The sequence below is a fragment of the Bradyrhizobium sp. AS23.2 genome (assembly GCF_001908185.1).
In the GTDB taxonomy this organism is placed as follows: domain Bacteria; phylum Pseudomonadota; class Alphaproteobacteria; order Rhizobiales; family Xanthobacteraceae; genus Bradyrhizobium.
This window is the reverse complement of the sequence record NZ_LGHM01000008.1, coordinates 1-26,364: the sequence shown is the minus strand read 5'-3', so window position 1 is coordinate 26,364 and position 26,364 is coordinate 1. Positions and strand designations below refer to the sequence as shown.

At 63.9% G+C, this 26,364-nt stretch carries 37 protein-coding genes; 34 read left to right on the top strand and 3 right to left on the bottom strand.

The annotated features are described in order from the left end of the window. The 29 genes from rplC to AC630_RS01415 all read left to right on the top strand — a co-directional run bounded on the left by rplC (position 1) and on the right by AC630_RS01415 (position 16,767). A complete protein-coding gene (rplC, locus tag AC630_RS01555; protein ID WP_074116742.1) occupies positions 1–717 on the top strand; it encodes a 50S ribosomal protein L3 in 717 nt (238 codons plus the stop codon). Between the two features lies 1 nt (position 718). After that, entirely contained in the window at positions 719–1,339 is a 621-nt protein-coding gene (rplD, locus tag AC630_RS01550) for a 50S ribosomal protein L4 (RefSeq protein ID WP_074116741.1), read from the top strand. Next, a complete protein-coding gene (locus tag AC630_RS01545; protein WP_008136362.1) occupies positions 1,336–1,638 on the top strand; it encodes a 50S ribosomal protein L23 in 303 nt (100 codons plus the stop codon). Before rplD ends, AC630_RS01545 begins: the two co-directional genes overlap by 4 nt. 12 nt (positions 1,639–1,650) lie before the next feature. Continuing rightward, complete coding sequence (rplB, locus tag AC630_RS01540) at positions 1,651–2,484, top strand: 50S ribosomal protein L2 (RefSeq protein WP_074116740.1); 834 nt, start codon at positions 1,651–1,653, stop codon at positions 2,482–2,484. Positions 2,485–2,496: 12 nt separating this feature from the next. Continuing rightward, on the top strand, positions 2,497–2,775 hold the full coding sequence (gene rpsS, locus AC630_RS01535; RefSeq protein WP_074116739.1) for a 30S ribosomal protein S19: 279 nt from the start codon (positions 2,497–2,499) through the stop codon (positions 2,773–2,775). Between the two features lie 3 nt (positions 2,776–2,778). Continuing rightward, positions 2,779–3,165 carry a 50S ribosomal protein L22 gene (rplV, locus tag AC630_RS01530; RefSeq protein WP_035972800.1) on the top strand — a complete coding sequence of 129 codons (387 nt, stop codon included), beginning with the start codon at positions 2,779–2,781 and terminating at the stop codon, positions 3,163–3,165. A gap of 18 nt (positions 3,166–3,183) precedes the next feature. Continuing rightward, the gene (gene rpsC, locus AC630_RS01525; protein ID WP_074116738.1) at positions 3,184–3,903 is read left to right on the top strand and encodes a 30S ribosomal protein S3; all 720 of its coding nucleotides are present in this window, start codon (positions 3,184–3,186) and stop codon (positions 3,901–3,903) included. A 32-nt stretch (positions 3,904–3,935) separates the two neighbouring features. Further along, the gene (gene rplP, locus AC630_RS01520) at positions 3,936–4,349 is read left to right on the top strand and encodes a 50S ribosomal protein L16 (RefSeq protein WP_027535296.1); all 414 of its coding nucleotides are present in this window, start codon (positions 3,936–3,938) and stop codon (positions 4,347–4,349) included. A 5-nt stretch (positions 4,350–4,354) separates the two neighbouring features. Then, complete coding sequence (gene rpmC / locus AC630_RS01515) at positions 4,355–4,561, top strand: 50S ribosomal protein L29 (protein ID WP_011088144.1); 207 nt, start codon at positions 4,355–4,357, stop codon at positions 4,559–4,561. A 13-nt stretch (positions 4,562–4,574) separates the two neighbouring features. Further along, a complete protein-coding gene (gene rpsQ / locus AC630_RS01510; protein WP_007603028.1) occupies positions 4,575–4,823 on the top strand; it encodes a 30S ribosomal protein S17 in 249 nt (82 codons plus the stop codon). A gap of 84 nt (positions 4,824–4,907) precedes the next feature. Beyond that, positions 4,908–5,276 (top strand): 50S ribosomal protein L14, encoded by a 369-nt coding sequence (rplN, locus tag AC630_RS01505; protein WP_074116737.1) that lies wholly within the window; start codon positions 4,908–4,910, stop codon positions 5,274–5,276. Then, positions 5,276–5,590 (top strand): 50S ribosomal protein L24, encoded by a 315-nt coding sequence (gene rplX / locus AC630_RS01500; protein ID WP_007603031.1) that lies wholly within the window; start codon positions 5,276–5,278, stop codon positions 5,588–5,590. The genes rplN and rplX overlap by 1 nt, the downstream gene beginning before the upstream one ends. Continuing rightward, positions 5,583–6,140, top strand: coding sequence for a 50S ribosomal protein L5 (rplE, locus tag AC630_RS01495; protein WP_011088141.1), 558 nt, complete (start codon positions 5,583–5,585; stop codon positions 6,138–6,140). The genes rplX and rplE overlap by 8 nt, the downstream gene beginning before the upstream one ends. Before the next feature lie 46 nt (positions 6,141–6,186). Continuing rightward, a complete protein-coding gene (rpsN, locus tag AC630_RS01490) occupies positions 6,187–6,492 on the top strand; it encodes a 30S ribosomal protein S14 (protein ID WP_074116736.1) in 306 nt (101 codons plus the stop codon). A gap of 14 nt (positions 6,493–6,506) precedes the next feature. After that, positions 6,507–6,905 carry a 30S ribosomal protein S8 gene (rpsH, locus tag AC630_RS01485; protein WP_027554158.1) on the top strand — a complete coding sequence of 133 codons (399 nt, stop codon included), beginning with the start codon at positions 6,507–6,509 and terminating at the stop codon, positions 6,903–6,905. Between the two features lie 16 nt (positions 6,906–6,921). Then, positions 6,922–7,455 (top strand): 50S ribosomal protein L6, encoded by a 534-nt coding sequence (rplF, locus tag AC630_RS01480; RefSeq protein WP_074116735.1) that lies wholly within the window; start codon positions 6,922–6,924, stop codon positions 7,453–7,455. A gap of 11 nt (positions 7,456–7,466) precedes the next feature. Continuing rightward, entirely contained in the window at positions 7,467–7,829 is a 363-nt protein-coding gene (gene rplR, locus AC630_RS01475; RefSeq protein ID WP_008549238.1) for a 50S ribosomal protein L18, read from the top strand. 47 nt (positions 7,830–7,876) lie between these two features. Beyond that, positions 7,877–8,473 carry a 30S ribosomal protein S5 gene (gene rpsE / locus AC630_RS01470; RefSeq protein WP_014494507.1) on the top strand — a complete coding sequence of 199 codons (597 nt, stop codon included), beginning with the start codon at positions 7,877–7,879 and terminating at the stop codon, positions 8,471–8,473. 23 nt (positions 8,474–8,496) lie between these two features. Beyond that, entirely contained in the window at positions 8,497–8,691 is a 195-nt protein-coding gene (gene rpmD / locus AC630_RS01465; RefSeq protein ID WP_074116734.1) for a 50S ribosomal protein L30, read from the top strand. A gap of 75 nt (positions 8,692–8,766) precedes the next feature. After that, complete coding sequence (gene rplO, locus AC630_RS01460; RefSeq protein ID WP_074116733.1) at positions 8,767–9,252, top strand: 50S ribosomal protein L15; 486 nt, start codon at positions 8,767–8,769, stop codon at positions 9,250–9,252. A 148-nt stretch (positions 9,253–9,400) separates the two neighbouring features. Beyond that, positions 9,401–10,732, top strand: a complete 1,332-nt coding sequence (gene secY, locus AC630_RS01455) for a preprotein translocase subunit SecY (protein ID WP_074116732.1) — start codon at positions 9,401–9,403, stop codon at positions 10,730–10,732. Positions 10,733–11,008: 276 nt separating this feature from the next. Beyond that, a complete protein-coding gene (locus AC630_RS01450) occupies positions 11,009–11,890 on the top strand; it encodes an adenylate kinase (protein ID WP_074116731.1) in 882 nt (293 codons plus the stop codon). Positions 11,891–12,078: 188 nt separating this feature from the next. After that, positions 12,079–12,447: a 30S ribosomal protein S13 gene (gene rpsM / locus AC630_RS01445; RefSeq protein ID WP_074116730.1), complete on the top strand. Its 369-nt coding sequence runs from the start codon at positions 12,079–12,081 to the stop codon at positions 12,445–12,447. Positions 12,448–12,569: 122 nt separating this feature from the next. Next, positions 12,570–12,959, top strand: a complete 390-nt coding sequence (gene rpsK / locus AC630_RS01440; protein WP_012045029.1) for a 30S ribosomal protein S11 — start codon at positions 12,570–12,572, stop codon at positions 12,957–12,959. A 112-nt stretch (positions 12,960–13,071) separates the two neighbouring features. Then, positions 13,072–14,103, top strand: coding sequence for a DNA-directed RNA polymerase subunit alpha (locus tag AC630_RS01435; protein WP_074116729.1), 1,032 nt, complete (start codon positions 13,072–13,074; stop codon positions 14,101–14,103). A gap of 186 nt (positions 14,104–14,289) precedes the next feature. Next, positions 14,290–14,706, top strand: coding sequence for a 50S ribosomal protein L17 (gene rplQ / locus AC630_RS01430; RefSeq protein ID WP_074116728.1), 417 nt, complete (start codon positions 14,290–14,292; stop codon positions 14,704–14,706). A 298-nt stretch (positions 14,707–15,004) separates the two neighbouring features. Continuing rightward, the gene (locus AC630_RS01425; protein ID WP_245330220.1) at positions 15,005–15,511 is read left to right on the top strand and encodes a hypothetical protein; all 507 of its coding nucleotides are present in this window, start codon (positions 15,005–15,007) and stop codon (positions 15,509–15,511) included. 161 nt (positions 15,512–15,672) lie between these two features. Continuing rightward, positions 15,673–16,461 carry an SDR family NAD(P)-dependent oxidoreductase gene (locus AC630_RS01420; RefSeq protein ID WP_074116727.1) on the top strand — a complete coding sequence of 263 codons (789 nt, stop codon included), beginning with the start codon at positions 15,673–15,675 and terminating at the stop codon, positions 16,459–16,461. Between the two features lie 9 nt (positions 16,462–16,470). Next, the gene (locus tag AC630_RS01415; protein WP_074116726.1) at positions 16,471–16,767 is read left to right on the top strand and encodes a DUF1330 domain-containing protein; all 297 of its coding nucleotides are present in this window, start codon (positions 16,471–16,473) and stop codon (positions 16,765–16,767) included. 108 nt (positions 16,768–16,875) lie between these two features. Here AC630_RS01415 and AC630_RS01410 read toward each other — a convergent pair whose 3' ends face one another. Together AC630_RS01410 and AC630_RS01405 are read right to left on the bottom strand one after the other, a co-directional pair. Further along, on the bottom strand, positions 16,876–17,889 hold the full coding sequence (locus tag AC630_RS01410; protein WP_074116725.1) for a zinc-binding alcohol dehydrogenase family protein: 1,014 nt from the start codon (positions 17,887–17,889) through the stop codon (positions 16,876–16,878). Between the two features lie 244 nt (positions 17,890–18,133). Further along, the gene (locus AC630_RS01405; protein ID WP_074116724.1) at positions 18,134–19,747 is read right to left on the bottom strand and encodes an OprO/OprP family phosphate-selective porin; all 1,614 of its coding nucleotides are present in this window, start codon (positions 19,745–19,747) and stop codon (positions 18,134–18,136) included. Between the two features lie 313 nt (positions 19,748–20,060). Between AC630_RS01405 and AC630_RS01400 the strand changes: the two genes are divergently transcribed. From AC630_RS01400 to AC630_RS01390, 3 genes are read left to right on the top strand one after another with little or no spacing between them, the layout of a single operon-like run. After that, positions 20,061–21,470 carry a DegQ family serine endoprotease gene (locus AC630_RS01400; protein ID WP_074116723.1) on the top strand — a complete coding sequence of 470 codons (1,410 nt, stop codon included), beginning with the start codon at positions 20,061–20,063 and terminating at the stop codon, positions 21,468–21,470. Beyond that, positions 21,467–22,798 carry a replication-associated recombination protein A gene (locus AC630_RS01395; RefSeq protein WP_074116722.1) on the top strand — a complete coding sequence of 444 codons (1,332 nt, stop codon included), beginning with the start codon at positions 21,467–21,469 and terminating at the stop codon, positions 22,796–22,798. Before AC630_RS01400 ends, AC630_RS01395 begins: the two co-directional genes overlap by 4 nt. Before the next feature lie 52 nt (positions 22,799–22,850). Then, complete coding sequence (locus AC630_RS01390) at positions 22,851–24,065, top strand: RluA family pseudouridine synthase (protein ID WP_074116721.1); 1,215 nt, start codon at positions 22,851–22,853, stop codon at positions 24,063–24,065. Positions 24,066–24,234: 169 nt separating this feature from the next. Here the strand turns inward: AC630_RS01390 and AC630_RS01385 are convergent, their stop codons facing one another. Beyond that, positions 24,235–24,681 (bottom strand): hypothetical protein, encoded by a 447-nt coding sequence (locus AC630_RS01385; protein WP_074116720.1) that lies wholly within the window; start codon positions 24,679–24,681, stop codon positions 24,235–24,237. Positions 24,682–24,757: 76 nt separating this feature from the next. Between AC630_RS01385 and AC630_RS01380 the strand changes: the two genes are divergently transcribed. Next, a complete protein-coding gene (locus tag AC630_RS01380; RefSeq protein WP_074116719.1) occupies positions 24,758–25,579 on the top strand; it encodes an ATP12 family chaperone protein in 822 nt (273 codons plus the stop codon). Positions 25,580–25,611: 32 nt separating this feature from the next. Beyond that, positions 25,612–26,364: TP0910 N-terminal domain-containing protein (locus AC630_RS45145; protein WP_502691496.1), on the top strand; the 753-nt coding region annotated here is incomplete at its 3' end.

Genomic DNA, 26,364 nt, shown 5'->3' with positions numbered 1-26,364 from the left:
ATGCGCTCCGGAGTGATCGCACAAAAGGTCGGGATGACGCGGGTCTTTACGGAGGCCGGCGAGCATATCCCCGTGACCGTGCTGAAGCTCGGCAATTGCCAGGTCGTAGGCCACCGCACTGAAGAGAAGAACGGTTACGTCGCGCTCCAGCTTGGTTCTGGCAGCCGCAAGACCGTTTACATGCCCAAGGCTGAGCGCGGCCAGTTCGCGGTCGCCAAAGTCGAGCCGAAGCGTCGGGTCGAGGAATTCCGCGTGTCCCAGGACGCCATGATCCCCGTCGGCGCCGAGATTCTCGCCGATCATTTCGTCGTCGGCCAGTTCGTCGACGTCACCGGCACCTCGGTCGGTAAGGGCTTCGCTGGTGGTATGAAGCGCTGGAACTTCGGCGGTCTGCGCGCCACCCACGGCGTGTCGGTCTCGCACCGCTCGATCGGTTCGACCGGTGGCCGTCAGGACCCCGGCAAGACCTGGAAGAACAAGAAGATGCCCGGCCACATGGGTGTCGACCGCATCACCACGCTCAACCTCCGCGTCGTTCAGACCGATGTCGAGCGCGGCCTGATCCTCGTCGAAGGCGCCGTTCCCGGCTCCAAGGGCGGCTGGATTCGCGTGCGCGACGCCGTCAAGAAGCCACTGCCGAAGGAAGCTCCGAAGCCCGGCAAGTTCAAGGTTGCGGGCGGCGAAGCCGAGGCTGCGGCCCAGCAAGAGGGTGCGTGAGATGGAATTGAAGGTCACCACCCTCGAAGGTAAGGAAGCCGGCTCGGTCCAGCTTTCCGACACCATTTTCGGCCTCGAGCCGCGCCAGGACATCATTGCTCGTTGCGTGCAGTGGCAGCTCAACAAGCGCCAGGCCGGTACGCACAAGGCCAAGGGCCGCGCCGAGATCTGGCGCACCGGCAAGAAGATGTACAAGCAGAAGGGCACCGGCGGTGCTCGTCACGGCTCGGCTCGCGTGCCGCAGTTCCGTGGCGGTGGCCGTGCCTTCGGTCCGGTGGTGCGTTCGCACGCCACCGACCTGCCGAAGAAGGTCCGCGCGCTCGCTCTCAAGCATGCGCTCTCGGCCAAGGCCAAGGACGGCGATCTCGTCGTGATCGACAAGGCCGCGCTGGAAGCCGCCAAGACCAAGGCGCTGCTCGGCCACTTCTCGGGTCTGGGTTTGACCAACGCGCTGATCATCGACGGCGCCGAGCTCAACAACGGCTTTGCCGCCGCGGCCCGCAACATCCCGAACATGGACGTGCTGCCGATCCAGGGCATCAACGTCTATGACATCCTGCGCCGTCAGAAGCTCGTTCTGACCAAGGCCGCCATCGATGCGCTGGAGGCGCGCTTCAAATGACGAAGAACATCGAGCCTCGCCACTACGACGTGATCCTGTCGCCGGTCGTGACCGAAAAGGCCACGATCGCCTCGGAGCACAACAAGGTCCTGTTCAAGGTGGCCGCGAAAGCGACCAAGCCGCAGATCAAGGAAGCGATCGAGAAGCTGTTCGACGTCAAGGTCAAGAGCGTCAACACGCTGGTCCGCAAGGGCAAAACCAAGGTCTTCCGCGGCAATCTCGGCTCGCAGTCGAACAGCAAGCGCGCGATCGTGACCCTCGAAGAGGGCCACCGGATCGACGTCACCACCGGTCTGTAAGGTCGTACGACGATGGCACTGAAGAAATTCAATCCCACGACGCCGGGCCAGCGCCAGCTGGTCATGGTCGATCGTTCGGCCCTCTACAAGGGCAAGCCGGTCAAGGCGCTCACCGAGGGCAAGCACTCCTCGGGCGGTCGCAACAACACCGGTCGCATCACCGTGCGTTTCCGTGGCGGCGGTCACAAGAAGACGCTACGCACCGTGGATTTCAAGCGCGAGAAGATCGACGTCCCCGCGACCGTCGAGCGTCTCGAGTACGATCCGAACCGCACCGGCTTCATCGCGCTGATCAAGTATCAGGACGGTGAGCAGGCCTACATCCTGGCGCCGCAGCGCCTGGCCGTGGGTGACACCATCGTCGCCGGCAACTACGTCGACGTGAAGCCGGGCAATGTCATGCCGCTCGGCAACATGCCGGTCGGCACGATCATCCACAACATCGAGGTCAAGATCGGGAAGGGTGGCCAGCTCGCCCGTTCCGCGGGCACCTATGCCCAGCTCGTCGGCCGCGACCAGGACTACGTGATTATCCGCCTGAACTCGGGCGAGCAGCGTCTCGTGCACGGCCGTTGCCGCGGCACGATTGGCGCGGTGTCGAATCCGGATCACATGAATACCTCGATCGGCAAGGCCGGCCGCAACCGTTGGCTGGGCCGCAAGCCGCATAACCGCGGCGTTTCGATGAACCCGATCGACCATCCGCACGGCGGTGGTGAGGGTCGTACCTCGGGCGGTCGCCACCCGGTTACTCCGTGGGGCAAGCCGACCAAGGGCAAGAAGACCCGCACCAACAAGTCGACCAACAAATTCATTCTCCTAAGCCGCCACAAGCGGAAGAAGTAAGGAACGCCGGACATGGTTCGTTCAGTCTGGAAAGGCCCGTTCGTCGAGGGTTCTCTGCTTAAGAAGGCAGATGCCGCGCGCGCGTCCGGCCGTCACGACGTCATCAAGATCTGGAGCCGTCGCTCGACCATCCTGCCGCAGTTCGTCGGCCTGACCTTTGGTGTCTACAACGGTCAGAAGCACGTGCCGGTAGCGGTCAACGAGGAAATGGTCGGTCACAAGTTCGGCGAGTTCTCGCCGACCCGGACCTTCCATGGCCACTCCGGCGACAAGAAAGCCAAGAGGGCTTAAACGATGAGCAAACCTAAGCGCGAACGGAGCCTCGCCGAGAACGAGGCCAAGGCGGTCGCCCGGATGCTGCGGGTGAGCCCGCAGAAGCTCAACCTGGTGGCCCAGCTCATTCGCGGCCGGAAGGCGTCTTCTGCGCTCGCCGACCTGCAGTTTTCGCGCAAGCGGATCGCGGTTGACGTGAAGAAGTGCCTGGAATCGGCTATCGCCAATGCCGAGAACAACCACGACCTCGACGTCGACGATCTCGTCGTGGCGCAGGCCTTCGTGGGCAACGGCCTCGTGATGAAGCGCTTCGCCGCTCGCGGCCGTGGCCGCTCGGGCCGGGTCTACAAACCATTTTCGCAGCTGACGATCATCGTTCGTCAGGTCGAAGCCGAAGCAGCGGCTTAAGGGACGCAGGAGAAAACGATGGGTCAAAAGATCAATCCGATCGGTCTGCGTCTTGGCATCAACCGAACCTGGGATTCCCGCTGGTTCGCCGGCAAGCAGGAATACGGCAAGCTGCTGCATGAGGACGTCAAAATCCGCGAGATCCTGCACAAGGAGCTCAAGCAGGCGGCCGTCGCCCGCATCGTGATCGAGCGTCCGCACAAGAAGTGCCGCGTCACCATCCACTCGGCTCGTCCGGGCGTTGTGATCGGCAAGAAAGGCGCCGACATCGACAAGCTGCGCAAGAAGGTCGCGGACATCACGTCGTCCGATGTCGTCATCAACATCGTCGAAATCCGCAAGCCGGAGCTCGATGCGACGCTGGTGGCTGAATCGATCGCGCAGCAGCTCGAGCGCCGCGTGGCGTTCCGCCGCGCCATGAAGCGTGCCGTGCAGTCGGCAATGCGTCTCGGCGCGGAAGGTATCCGCATCAACTGCTCGGGTCGTCTGGGCGGTGCGGAAATCGCGCGCATGGAGTGGTACCGCGAAGGTCGCGTGCCGCTGCACACGCTGCGCGCCGACATCGACTACGGCGTTGCGACCGCGTTCACGACCTTCGGCACCTGCGGCGTCAAGGTCTGGATCTTCAAGGGCGAGATCCTCGAGCATGATCCGATGGCCCAGGACAAGAGAATGGCCGAAGGCGAGACTGGTGGCGGTGGTGATCGCGGCCGATCGCGCCGTGACGCTGCGGCCTGACGCCAGCACAAAGAATTTGAGGGCTTGAAGCCATGATGCAACCTAAGAAAACGAAGTTCCGGAAGGCGCATAAGGGCCGCATCCACGGCGTTGCGACTTCGGGCGCGACGTTGGCGTTCGGCCAGTTCGGCCTGAAGGCGACCGAGCCTGAGCGCGTCACCGCGCGCCAGATCGAAGCCGCTCGCCGCGCGCTGACCCGTCACATGAAGCGCGCCGGCCGCGTCTGGATCCGCGTGTTCCCCGACGTTCCGGTGTCGAAGAAGCCGGCCGAAGTCCGCATGGGCTCCGGCAAGGGGTCGCCGGAATTGTGGGTCGCGCGCGTCAAGCCGGGCCGGGTGCTGTTCGAGATCGACGGCGTTAACACCCAGACCGCACGCGAGGCGCTGACCCTTGCGGCAGCCAAGCTGCCGATCAAGACGCGCTTCGTCGAGCGCATTGCGGAGTAATGGCCATGGCACAGATGAAGATCGAAGACATCCGCGCGATGAGCCCCGACCAGCAGGATGACGCCATCCTGAACCTGAAGAAGGAGCGCTTCAACCTGCGCTTCCAGCGCGCTACCGGGCAGCTCGAGAACACCTCGCGCCTGCGCGAGGCCCGCCGTGACATCGCCCGGATCAAGACCGTCGCCGCGCAGACGCGCGCGAAGAAGAAGTAAGAGGCTTACGAAGATGCCGAAACGTACTTTGCAGGGCGTGGTCGTCAGCGACAAGCAAGCCAAGACCATCGTGGTGCGCGTCGATCGCCGCTTCACGCACCCGATCTACAAGAAGACGATCCGCCGTTCGAAGAACTATCATGCGCACGACGAGAGCAACGAGTTCAAGCCGGGCGACATGGTGTGGATCGAGGAATCGAAGCCGATTTCGAAGTTGAAGCGCTGGGTCGTGATCCGAGGCGAACATAAGAAAAGCGCCTGATCTGTTGGCTTTAGCCGACTGACTTCAGGGAAATGTTGAGCGCCGGCTGGGCTGGCGCAATTAGAAAGAGGACGAGGTGCATCAATGATTCAGATGCAGACCAACCTCGACGTGGCCGACAATTCTGGCGCACGCCGTGTCATGTGTATCAAGGTGCTCGGAGGCTCCAAGCGCCGCTACGCCACGATCGGCGACGTCATTGTCGTCTCGATCAAGGAAGCGATTCCGCGTGGTAAGGTGAAGAAGGGCGACGTGATGAAGGCCGTCGTGGTGCGCGTCCGCAAGGACATCCGCCGCGCCGACGGTTCGGTCATCCGCTTCGACCGCAACGCCGCCGTTCTGATCAACAACCAGTCCGAGCCGATCGGTACCCGTATCTTCGGGCCCGTGCCGCGCGAACTGCGTGGCAAGAACCACATGAAGATCATCTCGCTCGCGCCGGAGGTGCTGTGATGGCTGCGAAGATACGCAAGGGCGACAAGGTCGTCGTGCTGACCGGCCGCGACAAGGGCCGCACCGGCGAAGTTTTCGAAGTGCGCCCCGACGCCGGCACGGCGCTCGTGCGCGGCATCAACATGGTCAAGCGTCACCAGAAGCAGACGCAGGCCCAGGAGGGCGGCATCATCTCGAAGGAGTCGCCGATCCAACTGTCCAACATCGCGTATGTCGGCAAGGACGGAAAGCCGACCCGCGTCGGATTCAAGATTCTGGCGGACGGCAAGAAGGTCCGCATCGCCAAGAGCTCGGGAGCTGAGATCGATGGCTGAGGCCGCTTACACCCCGCGCCTGCGCGCGGAATATGACGCGAAGATCCGCACGGCGATGACCGAGAAGTTCGGTTATGAGAACGTCATGCAGGTTCCGCGCCTGGACAAGGTCGTGCTGAACATGGGCGTTGGCGATTCCGTCAACGACCGCAAGAAGGCCGAGACCGCCGCCGCCGAGCTGACGCAGATCGCCGGCCAGAAGGCGATCGTGACCTATTCGCGTATCGCGATCGCGACCTTCAAGCTGCGTGAGAACCAGCCGATCGGCTGCAAGGTCACGCTGCGCAAGGCCCGCATGTACGAGTTCATCGACCGCCTGGTGACGGTTGCGCTGCCGCGCGTCCGCGACTTCCGTGGCCTGAACCCGAAGAGCTTTGACGGCCGCGGCAACTACTCGCTCGGCATCAAGGAACACATCATTTTCCCCGAGATCGACTTCGACAAGGTCACGGAAGCCCGCGGTATGGACATCACCGTCTGCACCACGGCCAAGACCGACGAAGAGGCGAGGGCCTTGTTGACCGCTTTCAATTTCCCGTTCCGGCAGTGAGACGCTGAGCTAAAGCCTCTCAAACGCGGATACCCAGGAGCCAAGCATGGCAAAGAAGAGTTCAGTCGAGAAGAACAACCGGCGCAAGCGGATGGTGAAGAACGCCGCCCCGAAGCGCGAGCGGTTGAAGGCGATCATCGCCGACAAGAAGCTGCCGATGGAAGAGCGTTTCGCAGCGACGTTGAAGCTGGCGGAAATGCCGCGCAACTCGTCGGCGACCCGCATCCGCCTGCGTTGCGAGCTGTCGGGCCGCCCGCGCTCGAACTACCGCAAGAACAAGCTGTCCCGTATCGCGCTGCGCGAACTTGGCTCCAAGGGCATGGTCCCGGGCCTCGTGAAGTCCAGCTGGTAAGGAGGGTCGTTTAGATGTCTACGCACGATCCAATCAGCGATCTGATCACCCGTATCCGCAACGCGCAGATGCGCTCCAAGACCAAGGTGTCCACGCCTGGCTCGAAGATGCGCGAGAACGTGCTCGAGGTCCTCAAGACCGAGGGCTACATCCGCGGCTACGCCACGCTCGAGCATTCCTCGGGCCGCAGCGAGATCGAGATCGAGCTGAAGTATTTCGACGGCGAGCCCGTCATCCGCGAGATCGAACGTGTCTCCAAGCCCGGGCGTCGTGTTTACGCCTCGGTGAAGAACCTGCCGCGGGTCAATAACGGGCTCGGCATTTCGGTGTTGTCGACGCCGAAGGGGATCATGGCCGACCACAGCGCGCGCGACGCGAATGTGGGCGGTGAAGTCCTCTTCACGGTGTTCTGAGAAGGATTTTTGATCCATGTCACGTGTTGGCAAAAGGCCTGTGGCGGTGCCGTCGGGTGTTACCGCGACCGTCGATGGGCAGACCGTCAAGATGAAGGGGCCGAAGGGCCAGCTTCAGTTCGTCGTCCATGACGACGTCGAGGTGAAGCTCGAGAACGGCCAGGTCAAGGTGAACCCGCGGGTCGAGACCAATCGCGCGCGGGCGCTGTACGGTACCGCTCGCGCCCAGGTCGCGAATCTGGTCGAAGGCGTCACCAAGGGCTTCGAGAAGAAGCTCGAAATCACCGGCGTCGGTTACCGCGCCGCGATGCAGGGCAAGAACCTGCAGCTCGCGCTCGGCTATAGCCACGACGTGGTCTATCCGATCCCGGAGGGGATCACGATCACCGTGCCGAAGCCGACCGAGATCACGGTGACCGGCAGCGACATCCAGCGCGTCGGTCAGGTCGCCGCTGAGATCCGCGCCTATCGTCCGCCGGAGCCCTATAAGGGTAAGGGCGTGAAGTATGTTGGCGAATTCATCTTCCGCAAGGAAGGCAAGAAGAAGTAACGGAGCCGGTCATGTCGAAAGCCAAGGTTACGAATGCCCGGCGCAAGCGGAGTGTGCGGCTGAAGCTGCGCCGCTCCGGTGGCGGCCGTCCGCGCCTGTCGGTGTTCCGCTCGTCCAAGCACATCTACGCCCAGGTCATCGACGACCTGAAGGGCGAGACGCTGGCCTCTGCCTCGTCGCTCGAGAAAGCGATGCGCGACGGCGGCAAGACCGGCGCCGACATCGATGCGGCGAAGGCGGTCGGCAAGCTGCTGGCCGAGCGCGCCGCCGAGAAGGGCGTCAAGGAAGTCGTGTTCGATCGCGGCAGCTATCTCTATCACGGGCGCGTCAAGGCTCTTGCCGACGCTGCGCGTGAGAGCGGGCTGAGCTTCTAACAGAATTTGAGGATTGAGGCGTAAGCCTCTGAAGGATTGGAAAAACCATGGCAGCTGAACGCGAACAACGTGGTGGACGCGATCAACGCGGCGGCGGACGTGAACGCAGGGAGCGCGAGGAGCGCGACAGCGAGTTCGTCGACAAGCTCGTCCACATCAATCGCGTGGCCAAGGTCGTCAAGGGCGGCAAGCGCTTCGGTTTCGCAGCGCTGGTCGTGATCGGCGACCAGAAGGGCCGCGCCGGCTTCGGTCACGGCAAGGCGCGCGAGGTGCCTGAGGCGATCCGCAAGGCAACCGAGTCCGCCAAGCGCAACCTGACCCGCGTGTCGCTGCGCGAGGGCCGCACGCTTCATCACGATATCGCCGGCCGTCATGGCGCGGGCCGTGTCTATCTGCGTGCCGCACCGGCCGGTACCGGCATCATCGCTGGCGGCCCGATGCGCGCCGTGTTCGAGACGCTCGGCGTTCAGGACGTGGTGGCGAAGTCGATCGGCTCGTCGAACCCGTACAACATGGTGCGCGCGACTTTCGACGCGCTGAAGCATCAGGATTCGCCGCGTTCGGTCGCAGCCCGCCGCAACATCAAGGTGTCCACTCTGCAGTCCCGCCGTATCGGCGGCGATGCCGAGGCGGCTGCCGACTAACGGAAGCTTTGGAGTAGACTCCCATGGCCAAGGCCAGCAAGACGATCAAGCTCGAGCAGACCGGCAGCGCGATCCGCCGCCATCACTCGCAGCGCTCGACGCTGATCGGGCTCAAACTCAACAAGATCGGTCGCACCAGCGAACTGCCGGATACCCCGGCGGTCCGCGGTATGATTGAGAAGGTTCACCATCTCGTCCGCATCGTCGACGAGAAGTAAGCAAAGGCGCATGATCCCGAAAAGCGGGCACCGGTTTTCGGTGATAATCATGCGCAAGACACAAGGAGAAGGGCGATGAAGCTCAGCGATATCGCCGACAACGCCGGCTCGCGCAAAAAGCGTATGCGCGTCGGCCGCGGCATTGGTTCGGGCAAGGGCAAGCAGTCCGGCCGCGGCGGCAAGGGCCAGACCGCGCGTTCGGGCGTGCGCATCAAGGGTTTCGAAGGCGGCCAGATGCCGATGCATCGCCGTCTGCCCAAGCGCGGCTTCAACAACATCTTCCGCGTGGAGTTCGCCGAGATCAATCTCGACCGGCTCCAGGAAGCGGTCGATGCCAAGAAGATCGACGCCGGCAGCGTCGTGAACGTCGAAGCGCTGGTGAAGGGCGGCGTGCTGCGCCGCGCCAAGGGTGGCCTGCGGCTGCTCGGCCGCGGCGAGCTCAAGTCCAAGCTCAACATCGAAGTCCATGGCGCCTCGAAGACCGCGATCGCGGCGGTCGAGAAGGCCGGCGGCTCGGTAAAGATCCTCGCGCCTGCCAAGGAAGAAGGCGAGGCGGCGTAACATCTGCGTCATTGGCCCGCGGCTCGCGGGCCTTTACGCAGGCGGGACGTGGACTTATCGAAGCCGAGCCCCAGATAAGGTCCGGCGTCCGCTAAAGTAGCCCGGCCGCGGGTACGACGGCGCAAAAGGCGGCGGGAGAAAGTCCAATATGGCCTCAGCAGCGGAACAACTGGCAGCCAACCTCAATTTCGGCGCGTTTGCCAAGGCCGACGAACTGAAGAAGCGCATCTGGTTCACGCTGGGTGCGCTACTCGTTTACCGGCTCGGAACCTACATCCCGCTGCCCGGTATCGATCCCAACATCTGGGAACAGGTGTTCCGCTCGCAGGCGGGCGGCATCCTCGGCATGTTCAACATGTTCGCCGGCGGCGGCATCCACCGCATGGCGATCTTCGCGCTGAACATCATGCCGTACATCTCGGCCTCTATCATCATCCAGCTCCTGACCACCGTCTCGCCGCAGCTCGAGGCACTGAAGAAGGAAGGCGAGGCCGGCCGCAAGACGCTGAACCAGTACACGCGCTACCTTACCGTCATCCTGGCCGCGTTCCAGTCCTACGGCATTGCGGTGGGCCTGGAAGGCGCCGGCAACGTCGTCAGCGACCCCGGCATGTTCTTCCGCCTGTCCACGGCGATCACGCTGACCGGCGGCACCATGTTCCTGATGTGGCTGGGCGAGCAGATCACCTCGCGCGGCATCGGCAACGGCATCTCGCTGATCATTCTCTCCGGCATCGTCGCCGAGCTGCCCGCGGCGCTCGCCAACATGCTCGAGCTCGGCCGTCAGGGCGCGATGTCGACCGGCCTGATCCTTGTCGTCATCATCATGGCGGTCGCGGTGATCGCCTTCATCGTGTTCGTGGAGCGCGCTCAGCGCCGGCTGCTGATCCAGTATCCGAAGCGCCAGGTCGGCAACAAGATGTTCGAGGGCCAGTCGTCGCATCTGCCGCTCAAGCTCAACACCTCGGGCGTGATCCCGCCGATCTTCGCGTCATCGCTGCTCCTGCTGCCGACGACGGTTGCGAACTTCAACGCGGGCAGTGGGCCCGAATGGTTCCAGTGGATCACCACGCAGCTCGGTCACGGCCGTCCGCTGTTCCTAATCCTCTATCTCGCGCTGATCGTGTTCTTCGCGTTCTTCTACACCGCGATCGTGTTCAACCCGACCGAGACTGCGGACAATCTGAAGAAGCACGGCGGCTTCATTCCGGGCATCCGTCCCGGCGAGCGCACCGCGGAATATATCGACTACGTGCTATCGCGCATCACCGTGCTCGGCGCGATCTATCTGGCGATCGTCTGCTTGATCCCGGAGATCCTGATCTCCTACGCCTCGGTGCCGTTCTATTTCGGCGGCACCTCGCTGCTGATCGTCGTCAGCGTCACCATGGACACGGTGGCGCAGGTGCAGGGCTATCTGCTGGCCCATCAGTACGAAGGCCTGATCCGGAAGTCGAAGCTGCGGGGCCGCCGCCGCTAAGCGCGGCGTCCTCTGATGTCGGCGCGACTGCGCCGTCGATTCGCCGCGCGAGCAACGCGCGGCGCCCGCCGAGGCCACCATCCAGGCATTCGATCGCATCGGCAGAGCTGCTCTCACTGCAGCGAGTCACTGATTTCAAAGGCCTTCTTGGCGTCCGCCCATTCGCTCCCCTATGATATGGGTAGCGGTGCGGCGCCGATTATGGTTTGCACTGTTTCGAACTTCAAACACAGGTGCGCGACGTATCGCTCACCAATTCGGGGGGGGCGTACGCCAATGAGAATTATACTTCTGGGGCCGCCGGGGTCGGGCAAGGGGACCCAGGCGCAACTTCTGGTGCAGCGCTATGGCATCGTCCAGCTCTCGACCGGCGAGATGTTGCGCGCAGCCGTTGCGGCGGGAACGCCGGTCGGACTCAAGGCCAAGGAGATCATGGCCGGCGGCGGCCTCGTGCCCGACGAGGTCGTGGTCGGAATCATCTCCGACCGGATCGACCAGCCAGACGCCAGGAACGGCTTCATCCTGGACGGTTTCCCGCGCACCGTGCCGCAGGCCGAGGCGCTCGACGAACTGCTCAGGCACAAGCACCTCAAGCTCGATGCGGTGATCGAGCTGCGCGTCAACGAAAGCGCGCTTCTGAGTCGCGTCGAGACCCGCGTCGCCCAGATGCGGGAGCGCGGGGAGGAGGTTCGGGTCGACGACACCCCGGAGGTCCTGACCAAGCGGCTTGCCAGCTACCGCAACCAGACGGAACCGCTGATTCACTACTATTCCGAGCGGCGGAAGCTCTCGACTATCGACGGCATGATGGCCATCGACGAGGTCACCCGCGCCATCCATCGCCAGCTCCTGGCGCTCGGGGCGGTCGAGCCCAAAACGCATGCCCGGAGCGCAGCCAAGGCTGCGCCTGCCAAAAAGACCAAGGCCGCGAAGAAAACGGCCCAAAAGCTGGCGAAAACGACCAAAATGGCCACCAAATCCGCGAAAAAGGCCGCCAAGAAGGCCGCCAAGGGTAGCAAGAAGGCAGCCAAGAAAACCGTCAAGAAAACCGCCAAGAAAACAGCAAAGAAGGCGGCCAAAAAGACCGCCAAGAAGGCTGTCAAAAAAGGTGCCAAAAAGGCCGCAAAAAAGGTCACGAAAAAGCGAGCCAGGCGCTAGCAGCGGTTGACGGAAGCCCCCGGAATCCCTTAATAAGCCCCGCATCCAAGTCGGATAGTTTCAGACGATGCCGGGCCCCAGGAAGACCGGGGGGTGGGCGTCGTGTTCGCGTTTGTGAACACCTGCCCGAGAAAGCAAGCACTTAAAGCCCGATTCCTGACGAGGGATTGGCAACAGGAGAGAAGGCCGTGGCCCGTATTGCCGGCGTGAACATTCCCACCAACAAGCGCGTGCTGATCGCGCTCCAGTACATCCATGGCATCGGCGCGAAGAACGCCGGTGAGATCCTGGAGAAGGTGAAGATTCCCGAGGATCGTCGCGTCAATCAGCTCAGCGACGCCGAAGTGCTGCAGATCCGCGAAGTGATCGACCGCGACTATCTCGTCGAGGGCGACCTGCGGCGTGAGGTCGGCATGAACATCAAGCGTCTGATGGACCTCGGCTGCTATCGCGGCCTGCGTCATCGTCGCGGTCTGCCGGTGCGCGGTCAGCGTACCCACACCAATGCGCGTACGCGCAAGGGCCCGGCCAAGGCCATCGCCGGCAAGAAGAAGTAAGTTTTCGAATCCAATCGCGGCGTGTGGCGAAAGGGGATGACCCGTTCGCCACGCGCCTTTCGTTCCACAGGTGTAGCCGCTGGCGTTACGGCGGCGTTTGAGATCTCCAGGAAAGGTAGTCAATGGCCAAGGAAGCCACCCGCGTTCGTCGTCGTGAGCGCAAGAACATCGCCTCCGGCGTCGCGCACGTGAACTCGTCGTTCAACAACACGACCATCACCATCACCGACGCGCAGGGCAACACGATTGCCTGGTCCTCCGCCGGCACGATGGGCTTCAAGGGCTCGCGCAAGTCTACCCCGTACGCCGCGCAGGTTGCCGCCGAGGACGTGTCGAAGAAGGCGCAGGAACACGGCATGCGCACGCTGGAAGTCGAAGTCGCCGGTCCCGGTTCGGGCCGCGAGTCGGCGCTCCGCGCGCTCCAGGCCGCGGGCTTCACCGTCACCTCGATCCGCGACGTGACCACGATCCCGCACAACGGTTGCCGTCCCCGCAAGCGTCGGCGCGTTTGATACCAAGTTGCGGGCGCATCGGCGCCCGCAATGACTTTTTGCGAAGCCGCGGGAATGATCTGCGGCCTTTCTCCAACGCCAGTATTTTGAACTGTCAAATTGACTGGCCTGTATGGGTGAAACAGTGACGATCCAGAAAAATTGGCAAGAACTGATTCGGCCGAACAAGCTCCAGGTACAGCCCGGCAGCGATCCGGCCCGTTTTGCGACCATCGTCGCTGAGCCGCTCGAGCGTGGCTTCGGCCAGACGCTCGGCAACGCGCTGCGCCGCATCCTGCTCTCCTCGCTCCAGGGCGCGGCGGTGCAGTCGGTGCACATCGACGGCGTGCTGCACGAGTTCTCCTCGATCGCGGGCGTCCGGGAGGACGTCACCGACATCGTGCTCAACATCAAGGACATCTCGATCAAGATGCAGGGCGAAGGCCCCAAGCGCATGGTCGTGAAGAAGCAGGGCCCGGGCGTCGTCACCGCCGGCGACATCCAGACCGTCGGCGACGTCACCGTGCTCAACCCGGACCTTCAGATCTGCACCCTCGACGAGGGCGCGGAGATCCGGATGGAGTTCACGGTCGCAACCGGCAAGGGTTACGTGCCCGCCGAGCGCAACCGTCCCGAGGACGCGCCGATCGGCCTGATCCCGGTCGACAGCCTGTACTCGCCGGTCCGCAAGGTTTCCTACAAGGTCGAGAACACCCGCGAGGGCCAGATCCTCGACTACGACAAGCTGACCATGACGATCGAGACCAACGGCGCGCTGACACCGGATGATTCCGTGGCCTACGCCGCGCGCATCCTGCAGGATCAGCTCAACGTGTTCGTCAACTTCGAAGAGCCGCGCAAGGAAGTCGCCCAGGAGATCATCCCGGACCTCGCCTTCAACCCGGCCTTCCTCAAGAAGGTGGACGAGCTCGAGCTGTCGGTGCGTTCGGCCAACTGCTTGAAGAACGACAACATCGTCTATATCGGCGACCTCGTGCAGAAGTCGGAAGCCGAAATGCTTCGCACCCCGAACTTCGGCCGCAAGTCACTGAACGAGATCAAGGAAGTGCTGGCCCAGATGGGTCTGCACCTCGGCATGGAAGTGCCGGGCTGGCCGCCGGAGAACATCGACGAACTCGCCAAGCGCTTCGAGGATCACTACTGAGCGCAAGCATGATCCCGGACCCGAAGGGCCGCGCTAGCGCAAAGTGCGAAGCGGTTTTCCGATGAGGATCATGCTCTAACAAAGAGGCGAAAGCGCATTCGCGCTTTCGCGGGCGAACGCAGGCAGCCCACCTGAGCAACATGTCCGACGAACCGTCGCGGCAGTTTTAACGTAAGGACTACTCACATGCGTCACGGCAAGGTTCATCGGAAGCTCAACCGCACCGCCGAGCACCGCAAGGCGATGTTCGCCAACATGGCGGCTGCGCTGATCAAGCACGAGCAGATCGTCACCACGCTGCCGAAGGCCAAGGAGCTGCGCCCGATCGTCGAGAAGCTCGTCACCCTCGGCAAGAAGGGCGGTCTGTCGCTGCGCCGCCAGGCGATCTCGGAGCTGCGCGATGTCGACATGGTCAAGAAGCTCTTCGACACGCTGGCGACCCGCTACAAGGACCGCCAGGGCGGCTACACCCGCATCATCAAGGCCGGCTTCCGTTACGGCGACAACGCCGCGATGGCCGTAATCGAGTTCGTCGATCGCGACGTCGATGCCAAGGGCCAGGACTCCGGTCCGACCCACGAGAAGGAAGCCGAAGCGGCATAAGCCGACCGGTATAGAGTTAGAGAAAGCGGCGCCCGGTGCGCCGCTTTTTTTTTGGTCTCGGGCCGATGCATTCGCACGTTCAAGCCGGGCTTCCTAGCATCATGACAGCTTGCTATGGAGGCCTGGAGCATGATCCAGACCCGAAGGGCCGCATTAGCGCAAAGCGTGCAGTGCTTCCCGTCGCGACAAACGCGAAGCGGTTGCGCGGAGATCATGCTCAAACACAAGCTAAAGCGCGACGATGATTCATTTCAAAGTCATCGCGCTTTAGACCAATGGAGGTGAGAATTGAGAAAATTTGTTAAGCCGCAATACTGGGCTCTTTGTTTTTTTTGTGGCGCTGTCGGCCTTGTGGCCACTTTCGACCGCACGCGCCGACCAGCCGTTTCAACGCTTCCTGCCGCTCTTGATTGATCTGAACGGATGGCAGGGCAAGAAGCCGGAAGGCATGTCGATGCAGATGTCCGACACGAACATGACCACGGCAACGCGCGACTACGAGCGCGGTTCGGCGCAGGTGCATGCCTCTGTCCTGATCGGGCAGGGCGCTACCGGAGCCATTCCGCCGATCCAGGGCGGGATGAACCTTCAGACATCAGAAGGTCACGTGATTTCAGCGACGATGCACGGCATGCCGGTGCTCAAGAATTACAATATCCCGGAGAAGTCCGGCTCGCTCATCGTGTCGTTGAGCAAGGACGCCTTGTTCAGCGTTACCTTTGAAGGCATCACCGAGGACGAAGCGCTGGCGCTCGCCGAAAAATTCGACTGGAAGGCGCTGCAGGTCGCCGCTCAGATCAAGTAGCGGCGCAGGTGCGCTAAACGGAAGTGGCGAGAGCCTTTCCTAGAATCTTGAAAGCGGCGCCTTCGGGCGCCGCTTTCTGTTTGCCTCACTGATTGGTGAGCGGCGATTGCGACAGCCTGAGCTGCGCACGATATCTCCGTCAGCATCAATGGAGATGACGCATGAAGATCGACCTTTCCGGAAAGACCGCACTCGTGACCGGCTCGACCGCCGGCATCGGCCACGCCATCGCAAAGGGCCTTGCCGGCTCGGGTGCGAGCGTCGTGATCAACGGCCGCGGCCAGGACAAGGTCGACGCGGCCGTGCGCAAGCTGGAGGGCGTGGGGGCTAAGGTGCGCGGCATCGCCGCCGACGTCTCGACCGCGGCAGGCTGCAAGGCGCTTGTGGCGGCGCTCCCTGACGTCGACATTCTCGTCAACAATGCCGGCATCTTTGAGCCAAAAGACTTTTTCGAGATCCCGGACGAGGACTGGAGCCGCTTCTTCGAGGTCAACGTCATGAGCGGCGTGCGGCTGTCGCGCGCTTACTTGAAGGGCATGCTTAATCGCAATTGGGGTCGCATCGTCTTCATCTCATCTGAATCCGGCCTCAACATTCCTGTCGAGATGATTCACTACGGCATGAGCAAGACGGCCCAGCTCTCGGTCGCGCGTGGCCTCGCGCAGCTCACCCGCGGCACCGGCGTTACCGTCAATTCCGTACTGCCGGGTCCGACCATGTCGGAAGGCGTCGAGACCTTCGTGAAGGACCTCGCCAGGCAGAATGGGCAATCGGTGGACGAGGCCGCGGCCAATTTCGTCAAGCAGCATCGCCCGAGCTCGCTGATCCAGCGCTTCGCCAGCGTCGACGAGATCGCCAACATGGTGGTCTATGTCGCGTCGAAGGAGGCATCCGCGACCAACGGCGCGGCGCTGCGGGTCGAGGGCGGCATCGTCAACACAATTGCCTAAGGTCCGCGCATGCCGGCCTATGTGATCTCCGAGGTCGAGACCCGCGATACAGCCGCGATGGAGGCCTATCGCGCGTTGGCCGCCCAAACCATTGCTCAATATGGCGGGCGCTACCTCGCCCGCGGCGGCGCCACGGAGGTGGTGGAGGGCGGCCCGTCGCCAAAGACCATCATCATCGTGGAATTTCCATCGATGGCCCGCGCCCGCGAATGGTACGCATCGGTCGAATATGCCGAAGCGCTCAAGCTGCGGCAGACGGCGCTGGAGCGGCGGCTGATGTTCGTCGAGGGCGTGGTGGAACCGTAACTGCCGTAGGGTGGGCTAAGCGGAGCGTGCCCACCATTTCGACTGGCGCCTCGTGAGGATGGTGGGCACGGCGCAAGTGCGCCTTTGCCCACCCTACGAGGTCTTAGCCTACCACCCCTCCAGCACGATCTTGCCGCGCGACTTGCCGCTCTCGAGCAGCGCATGCGCGCGCTTGAGGTTGGCGGCGTTGATCGTGCCGAAGGTCTGGCCGAGCGTGGTGCGCAAGACGCCCTTGTCGATGAGGTCGGCGACGTCATTGAGCAGATGATGCTGCGCGATCATGTCTGGCGTCTGGAACGAGGAGCGGGTGAACATCGATTCCCAGTGCACCGAGATCGCCTTGCCCTTGAATGCGGCAATCGCGAATTCCGGCGGATCGTCGATCAGGCCGAACCGGCCCTGCGGTGCCATGAGCTCGGCGATCGACTTGTAGTGCTGGTCGGTGAAGGTGAGGCTCGCGACCAGCGCAACCGGCGGCAGCTTCAGTTTCTCGATCTGCTCCTTCATCGGCTTGCCGTGGTCGATGACCGCATGCGCGCCAAGATCGAGGCACCATTTTTGCGACTCCGGCCGCGTCGCGGTCGCGAGTACCGTGAGCCCGGTGAGGCGGCGCGCGAGCTGGATCAGGATCGAGCCGACGCCGCCGGCGCCGCCCGTGATCAGCAGCGTGCGCGGATCGACGCTCTTTCCGGGCACCGCGCCGAGACGATCGAACAGCAACTCCCAGGCGGTGATGGAGGTGAGGGGAAGGGCAGCAGCCTGCACGAACGAGAGCGACTTCGGCTTGTTGCCGACGATGCGCTCGTCGACCAAATGGAATTCGGAGTTGGTGCCCTGGCGCAGGATGGACCCCGCGTAAAATACCTCATCGCCTGGCTTGAACAGCGTGACCTCGGGGCCGACCGCATCGACCACGCCGGCTGCGTCATAGCCCAGAATCTTCACCTCGCCCTCGGGCGGGGCGGCGCGCTTGCGCACCTTGTAATCGACCGGATTGGCCGAGATCGCCTTTACGGCGACGCGGATGTCGCGCCCCTTGGGCTCGGGCTTCGCGGTCTCGAAATCGATCAGCGCATCCTGATCCTCGATCGGAAGCGACTTCTTGTAGCCGACGGCCTTCATGGCTTGTCTCCATCAGATGGCGCGTTAGCTCAGATGCGCGCCTGGCCTGCTAACTGTCCCGCTGGCTCCGGTTTGGCAAGTACTGTAAATTCGGGGATATAGTCCCTGTTTGGATACTATTGCCGAAGCGCGCGGCCTGAAAGAAGGAAGCCGGGAGCGGTCGTGCCGCTCCCGGCTTTTGCGTCTCGGCGACGGAACGCGATGTCAGGTCAAAACGCGGCCAGATCAGAAAGCGACTTTCAGATCAGAAAGCGACCTGGGTCCGCATAGCTATCGCGTCGAACTTCGAGCCCGCATTCACCGCGGAGGTAGAGCTCGCCTGCTTGGAGATGTCGCCATGCAGGTAGTTCAGCATGAAACGGACGTTGTTGTTGACGTACCAGTTCAGCGCGGCGGTGTAGATGGTTTGCCGTCCACCCGCGATGCCGGCCGCCGTCGCGAGCTGATCGTTCAGGTTCATCATGCTCACGCGTCCGGCGATTTCCCATGCACCCCAGCCGCCGCCGGTGAGTGAGAACGGATTCGCCGGCTTGATGCCGCCATAAGCGGCCACCGCCGGATTGTAGGCACGTGTTTCGCCGGTCAGCGCGTAGCCGACCTGCGCGTAGCCGCCATCGAATTTCAGGCTCGGCGCGCCGAACGGCGGCAGGCCGGTATTCGCAGTGCGGTCGACATTGAACCAGTAATATTCGCCCTGCGCGATGAGCGGGCCATAGGTCCCCGCCGCTTCGACGCCGTAGACCTGGGCCCCGGAAACGTTGGCGATCGCACCGGTCGATATCAGCGTCGTCGGATCGATCCGCAGCTCAGGGCGGTCACTGAGCGTGAGCGTCTGCGCCTGCGTCACCAGATTGCGCGGCGGCTGGATCAGCCACTCCGCATCGGCACCGAAATGCAGCGAGTAGCCGTTACCGTTGATCGGATTGCCGGCGACACGGACGGCCGCGCCATACTGCTCGCTGGTCCCGGGCGGAGAGACGCTGGACGCAGAGTGGATCTGGCCCGTGGTCGGTCCGGTGACATAGGCCCCCATCCAGAGCTGGTCATTCCACCACCGGGTGCCGACGGCCGAACGGAGGTCACCGGCTGCGATATTTTGTGCGATGAGGCCAACCGAAGCACGCTCCATGAACAGGATGTCGTTGGAGCTTGTGGATTCGTCGAGCGTCCAGGCAAGGTCCATGATGCCGGCTTCGATCGCCATCTTGCCGCCGAATGGCTTGAGGCCGGTGTAGCTCAGATAGGCATTTTCGACGCCTGATGTCCCGCCGCCCGGCAGCGAGCCGGGCGCCGCGCCGCCGAAACCGTCGGCCGAGCCGCCGAAGTCATAGATCAGGGCGTAGTTCCAGTCGCCAAAGAACTTGCCGACGATGCCGATACGCGCCCGGCGGAGGTTCTCGCCGCTGTCGAGCTGTTGCGGCGACGTCGATGCGGTGTTGGGACGATAATTGTAACCGCCGACATCCCAGTGCACGCGGCTCGTAATGGCGACGCAGTTCTGCTCGTCCGCGGTGCAGATGGTCGGCCGGTTGTTCGGCATCGTCACCACGACCCCGGACGGCGGTGCCGGGGCTTTGACCGGGATCGCCGCATTGGCGCTGGCGATCGCGGCCTTCGCCTCCGATCTTGCTTCGGCCTTTGCTTCGGCCTTTGCTTCAGCCTTGGCTTTCGCCGTTGCCGCCGTGTTCGCCGCGGTCTGACTTTGGAGCTTGTCCAGCTTCTGCTCCAGCATCTTCAGCTGCTGCTTCAGGAGCGCGATCTCCTGCTCGCTGTTGCTTGCCGATTGGGCTTGGGCCTGTGAGGCCGCCAGCGCGCCGGCGAGACCAATCACCGTGGCTGCAATTCTTGTCCTGCTCACATCATGACTCCATCGTTTGACGAACTTCCCCAAGTCGCAACGGAGAGCCTAAGAATGATCGACGACTACCCCGCGACGCTGCGCCCGGTTGCGTGGGTTCCCGCTGATGCAAATTCGCCGCAACCGAATCCGCCGTGCACCAGAATGCAAGATGGCGCGTATCATGCCAATCCACCGGCCCAGGCAGATTGCCATTTCGCACGCCGGGCTTGCATTTGGGAGACACTGGAAGGGGGCCGAATATTGCCGCCCGGCGCCCTTCTATTGGCGGGGGAACGGGCCTATATTCCGTCGTCTTTTCCGAGAGGTAGGAATGTTTCGATCGACCTGGACCGCCGCCGTCCTCACGGCATTGTGCCTAGCCTTTACGACCCACTTCAATCCGGCCGCCGCACAGGACCGCCGCGTCCCGTCGTCGCCGGCCGAGCTGCGGCTGTCCTATGCGCCGATCGTGCAGCGGGTGCAGCCGGCGGTCGTCAACGTCTATGCCGCCAAGGTGGTGCAGAACCGCAATCCGCTGCTCGACGACCCGATCTTCCGCCGCTTCTTCGGCGTGCCGGGCCAGCAGCAGGAGCAGGTGCAGCGGTCGCTCGGTTCGGGCGTGATCGTCGATTCGTCCGGGCTCGTCGTCACCAACGTCCACGTCATCGAAGGCGCCGATCAGGTCAAGGTGTCGCTGTCGGACAAGCGCGAGTTCGAGGCCGAGATCGTGCTGAAGGACTCCCGCAGTGATCTCGCGGTGCTGCGCCTCAAGGACAGCCACGAGAAGTTTCCCGCTCTCGAGTTCACGAATTCGGACGAGCTCATGGTGGGCGATGTCGTGATGGCGATCGGCAACCCCTTCGGTGTCGGCCAGACGGTGACCCACGGCATCATCTCGGCACTGGCACGCACGCAGGTCGGCATCACCGACTACCAGTTCTTCATCCAGACCGATGCGGCGATCAATCCCGGCAATTCCGGCGGCGCGCTGGTCGACATGAACGGCCGGCTCGCCGGCATCAACACCGCGATCTATTCGCGTTCCGGCGGCTCGCAAGGCATCGGCTTTGCGATCCCGGCAAACATGGTCCGTGTCGTCGTTGCCTCCGCCAAGAGCGGCGGCAAGGCGGTGAAGCGGCCATGGCTTGGTGCGAAGCTGCAGGCGGTGACGCCCGAGATCGCTGAAAGCCTGGGCCTGCGTTCGCCGACCGGTGCACTGGTTGCGAGCGTGGTGCAGAACGGGCCCGCAGCGAAGGCTGGCCTGAAATCCTCCGATCTCATCACCGGGATCGACGGCCAGATCGTGGACGATCCCAACGCCTTCGACTACCGCTTCGCGACGCGTCCGCTCGGCGGCACCGCGCAGATCGACGTGCAGCGCGGCGGCAAGCCGGTCAAGCTGACGGTGGCGCTGGAAACCGCGCCCGACAGCGGCCGCAACGAGCTCGTCGTCACCGCGCGCTCGCCGTTCCAGGGCGCGAAGGTCTCGACGATCACGCCGGCGGTCGCCGATGAGCTGCATCTGGACGCCGACACCGAGGGCGTCGTGATCACCGATCTCGGCAGCGACAGTGCGGCCGCGAGTGTCGGCTTCCAGAAGGGCGACATCATTCTGGCGGTCAACAACCAGAAGATCGGCAAGACCGGCGACCTCGAGAAGGCCGCCGGTGAGCGCCCGCGGATTTGGCGCATCACGCTGGTGCGCAGCGGCCAGCAGATCAACGTCACGCTCGGCGGATGAAGCGACCACAGGAGACGCCAACTCTCTTTGCCGCGGCGGGACTCGATCAAGAGGCTCCGCATCCGCTGCCGGACCGGCTGCGCCCGCGCGCGCTCTCGGAGGTTGTCGGCCAGGATCACATCCTCGGCCCCGACGGCGCGCTGACGCGCATGCTGGAGACGCGCACGCTCGGCTCGCTGGTGTTTTGGGGCCCGCCCGGCACTGGCAAGACCACGGTGGCGCGGTTGCTGGCGGATGCGACGGACCTGCATTTCGAGCAGATCTCAGCAGTGTTCTCCGGCGTCGCCGACCTGAAGAAGGCGTTCGACGCCGCGCGGGCCCGCCGCGAGATGGGCAAGGGCACGCTCTTGTTCGTCGACGAGGTGCATCGCTTCAACCGCGCCCAGCAGGATTCCTTTCTGCCGGTCATGGAAGACGGCACCGTGGTCATGGTCGGCGCTACCACCGAAAACCCGTCCTTCGAGCTCAACGCGGCGTTGCTCTCTCGCGCGCGCGTGCTGGTGTTTCGCTCGCTCGATGCGGCCGCGATCGAAAAACTGTTCGCGCATGCCGAGGAGGTCGAGGGCCGCAAGCTGCCGCTCGATTCGGAGGCGCGTGCCGTGCTGGTTCGCATGGCCGACGGTGACGGCCGGGCCTCGCTGACGCTCGCCGAGGAGGTCTGGCGCGCCGCGCGCAAGGACGAGATATTCGACGCCGCGCAATTGCAGGAGATCCTGCAACGCCGCGCGCCGATCTACGACAAATCGGCCGATGGCCATTACAACCTGATCTCGGCTCTGCACAAATCGGTGCGCGGCTCCGATCCTGATGCCGCGCTCTATTACCTCGCGCGCATGCTCGATGCCGGCGAGGATCCGCTGTTCCTGGCTCGTCGCGTCGTGCGTATGGCGGTGGAGGACATCGGGCTCGCCGACCCGCAGGCGCTCGTCATCGCCAATGCCGCCAAGGACGCCTTCGATTTCCTCGGCCATCCCGAGGGCGAACTCGCGATCGCGCAGGCCGTGGTCTATCTCGCCACCGCGCCGAAATCGAACGCGGTCTACACCGCCTTCGGCACGGCGATGCAGGTCGCCAAGCAGGCCGGCTCGCTGCTGCCGCCGAAGCACATCCTGAATTCCCCGACCAAGCTGATGAAGTCGGAGGGCTACGGCGCAGCTTACGAATACGACCACGACGCCCCCGACGCCTTCTCCGGCCAGGACTATTTCCCGGAAGCCCTGGGCCGCCAGACCTTCTACGACCCGCCCGAGCGCGGCTTCGAGCGCGAGATCAGGAAGCGGCTGGATTATTGGGCCAAGCTGCGAAAGGAGCGGGGCGGTTCGCGCTAGAAACGGCCATTTCGCCGTGACGGCAGCCGGCTTTTAGGGTACGCAGGCATCCATGAGCCGCCGCATCAAAAGAACCGATCCAAAGCCCCGTTCGCGCGATGAGCGCAAGGAAGCGCGCCCGTTCAAGGCGCGCAGCGCGAAGACACCCGGGCCGCGTCCGGGGGCCAAGCTGGGTGCGAAACCACCGCGCTTTGCGGGCGAGCGCGCCGAGCGGCGTGCGCCCAAGGCTGCGCTGGAAAAGTCTGCGCCGGCAAAGCCGGTCGAAGCGTTGCTGCCGACCAAGGTTCAGACCGTGACCGTGACGGCCGACGAGAACAACATGCGCGTCGACCGCTTCCTCGAAGCGCGCTTTCCGGGCCTGTCGTTTTCCCACATCCAGCGCGTCGTCCGCAAAGGCGAGCTGCGCGTGGATGGCAAGCGCGTCGACAGCAAGGACCGCCTGGAGGAGGGCCAGAGCGTCCGCATTCCGCCGCTCAAGCTCGACACGCCGAAGGCAGCCGGCCCGCTGTCGGAGGCCGCGCAAAAGACGCTCGCCGCGCTGAAGGAGATGACGATCTACGAGGACGACGACGTTCTCGTCCTCAACAAGCCCGCCGGCCTCGCCGTGCAGGGCGGGTCGGGCATGACGCGGCACATCGACCAGATGCTGGAGGTGATGCGCGATTCCAAGGGCCAGAAGCCGCGCCTCGTGCACCGCATCGACAGGGAAACGTCGGGCTGTCTGCTGATCGCAAAGACGCGCTTTGCCGCCTCGCACCTCACCGGCGCGTTCCGCTCGCGGTCGGCGCGAAAGGTCTATTGGGCGCTGGTGCCGGGTCTGCCGAAGCCCAAACAGGGCCGCATCTCGACCTTCCTCGCGAAGGAGGAGAGCGAGGACGACACCATCATGCGCGTCGCGCAGCACGGCGACGAGGGCGCGAGCCACGCGGTGACCTATTATGCGGTGGTCGAGACCGCCGGCAACAAGCTGACCTGGGTGTCGCTGAAGCCGGTGACGGGCCGCACCCACCAGCTCCGTGCCCACATGGAACATATCGGCCATCCCATCGTCGGCGATCCCAAATATTTCAACATCGAGAATTGGCAATTGCCGGGCGGCCTGCAAAACCGGCTGCATCTGCTCGCGCGCCGCATCGTCATTCCGCACCCGCGCGGCGGCGTGATCGACGCCACCGCGCCGCTGCCGCCGCACATGCTGCAGTCATGGAATCTGCTCGGGCTCGACGCATCCAGATTTGATCCGATCGAGAACGCGCCTGAAGAGTAGGACTGGGCAGTTCTCCGCGTAGTTGCGCAAATTAGTCCCCGTCATTGCGAGGAGCTCGTGACAAAATTGCAAAGCAATTTTGCACTGAGCGACGAAGCAATCCAGAATGCCGCCGTGGATGCATTCTGGATTGCTTCGCTACGCTCGCTATGACGGAGGAGAGGCCCCCTCAATTCCGGAACTGCTCGAGAAACATCCGCAGGGAGTCGTGCGGGGTCTCGACGTCAGTGATCAGCCAGCCTTCCGGCCCGTTGACCAGGATGAAGTTCAGCGTCACCCGGCGGCCGTCATTGTCGAAATTCGCCGCGACATAGGTCTTGTCGTATTGCCTGCTGATAACGGTGATCGCGATTGGGCCGAGCTTCCAGCTCGGGCTCTGCACCAGGAAATCATAGGGCTCGACCTTCGGCGCGCTCCAGGCCTTGCGCAGGCTGGGATCGAAGAATTGCCGGGCGGTGGCATCATCCCTCGGAAGGCCTTTCGACAGCTCCGGCGCGCCCTCGCCGTAATAGGCATAGACGTTGCGCACGAGCGATTCCGGGGTGCGGAAGCCGGCCTCCGCCGCGGCCAGCCCAAACCCGGTGAACAGGGCCACGATGCCCGCAAGTTCCCTCATGCCCGCCGCTCGCTTTATCGGCCGCCGGTCTTATCTTAAAAGCCTAGCATTCAGCGGCGGAGACCGGAAACTCAAGATGCGCGAATTGTTCGATGAAGCCGCGGGGCAGTCTCCGCTCGATCCGCGTGAGGCGGCCCGCCAGTCTGCGCGCACGCCGCAGCGCAAGCGCTTCTACAAGGAGGCCGGCCTCGCCGAGGCCGAGGGCGGCTTCGCCATCACGCTCGATGGCAAGCCGATCCGCACGCCCTCCGGCCGCCAGGTGGTGATCCCCTCGCGCGCGCTCGCTGATGCGGTAGCCTCCGAATGGGCCACCCAGGGCGAGACGATCGATCCCGTGACCATGCCGCTGACACGGATCGCCAACAGCGTGGTCGAGGGCGTGGTCGATCGCGTCGAGCTCGTCAGCGACGATCTCGCAAAATACTTCCAGACCGATCTTTTGTTCTACCGCGCCGGCCATCCCCAGGCTCTGGTCGCGCGCGAGGCCGCGCATTGGGATCCCGTGCTGTTCTGGGCGGCGGAGACGCTGGGGGCGCATTTCATCCTGTCCGAGGGCATCATGCATGTGAAGCAGCCGGACGAGGCGATCCAGACCGCGCGCGCCGCGCTGCCCGGGGATGCCTGGTCGGTTGCGGCGCTCCACATGGTCACGACCTTGACCGGCTCGGCGCTGCTGGCGCTGGCGCTGGCCCACGGCGTGCGCGATGCCGGCCAGGTCTGGGCCGCCGCCCATGTCGATGAGGACTGGAACGCCGACCAATGGGGCGTGGACGAGGAAGCGGCAGTGCGCCGGGCCACTCGCCTGAGGGATTTCGAGGCCGCCGTGGCGGTGTTGGCCGCCGTGAAGCCGCCCGCGGCCAAAGGGTCCTTAACGAGAGGTTTACGACGGCGGCCTTAGGGTAGGGCCAGCATTCCGCGGGCCCTCCTGAGATGCCGACGCCGATAAGCTCGATCGTTCCGGTCAGTGCCGCCAGCCCTGTGGCTGATGCGGCGACGCCTGATCTTGTGCTTCAGGCCGGCGGCGTCGTCGACGCCAAGGTCGTCAGCGTGCTCGCCGACAATCTGGTGCGGATCGCGATCGCAAACCTCTCCCTCGACGTGATGTCGGAAGTGGCGCTGTCGCCGGGCCAGAACCTCCAGCTCGCGGTGTCGCAGAATGACGGCACGATCCGGCTCGCCGTCGTCAACGGGGCAGGCGAGGCGGCGGCCGATCAGGTCACGCTGACGCCGCGTGCAGCCTCGCTGGTGGAGAGCCCGCCGCTTGCGCCATCGGTCGATGTGCCACGCAACACGCTGACCCCATCGGAGCAGGTCGCCGTAACCGTGGCCTCGGCCGAGGCCGCGGCCAAGCAGGGCAGCCAGGCGCCGCTGTTCGCCAATCTGGCCTCCGTCGTGACCGGCAGCGATCTACCGGCGGGACTGAAGCAGGCGGTGCTGGACGTGCTGGCGCAGCAAACGCCGCTCAATGTCGGGCTCGATGGACCCGACATCGAATCCGCCTTCCAGAAATCCGGGCTGTTCCTCGAGGCCTCGCTCGCCGCGGGCGCAGCTCAGTCGTCCGGCTCGACGCCGGACCTGAAGGCAGCGCTGCTGGTGCTGCGTCAGACGCTGGCCACGCTCGACACCGCGGCTTCGCAAGCGCCGGCGCAGGGTGCTGCGCCTCCTGCGAGCGCCAACGCGACA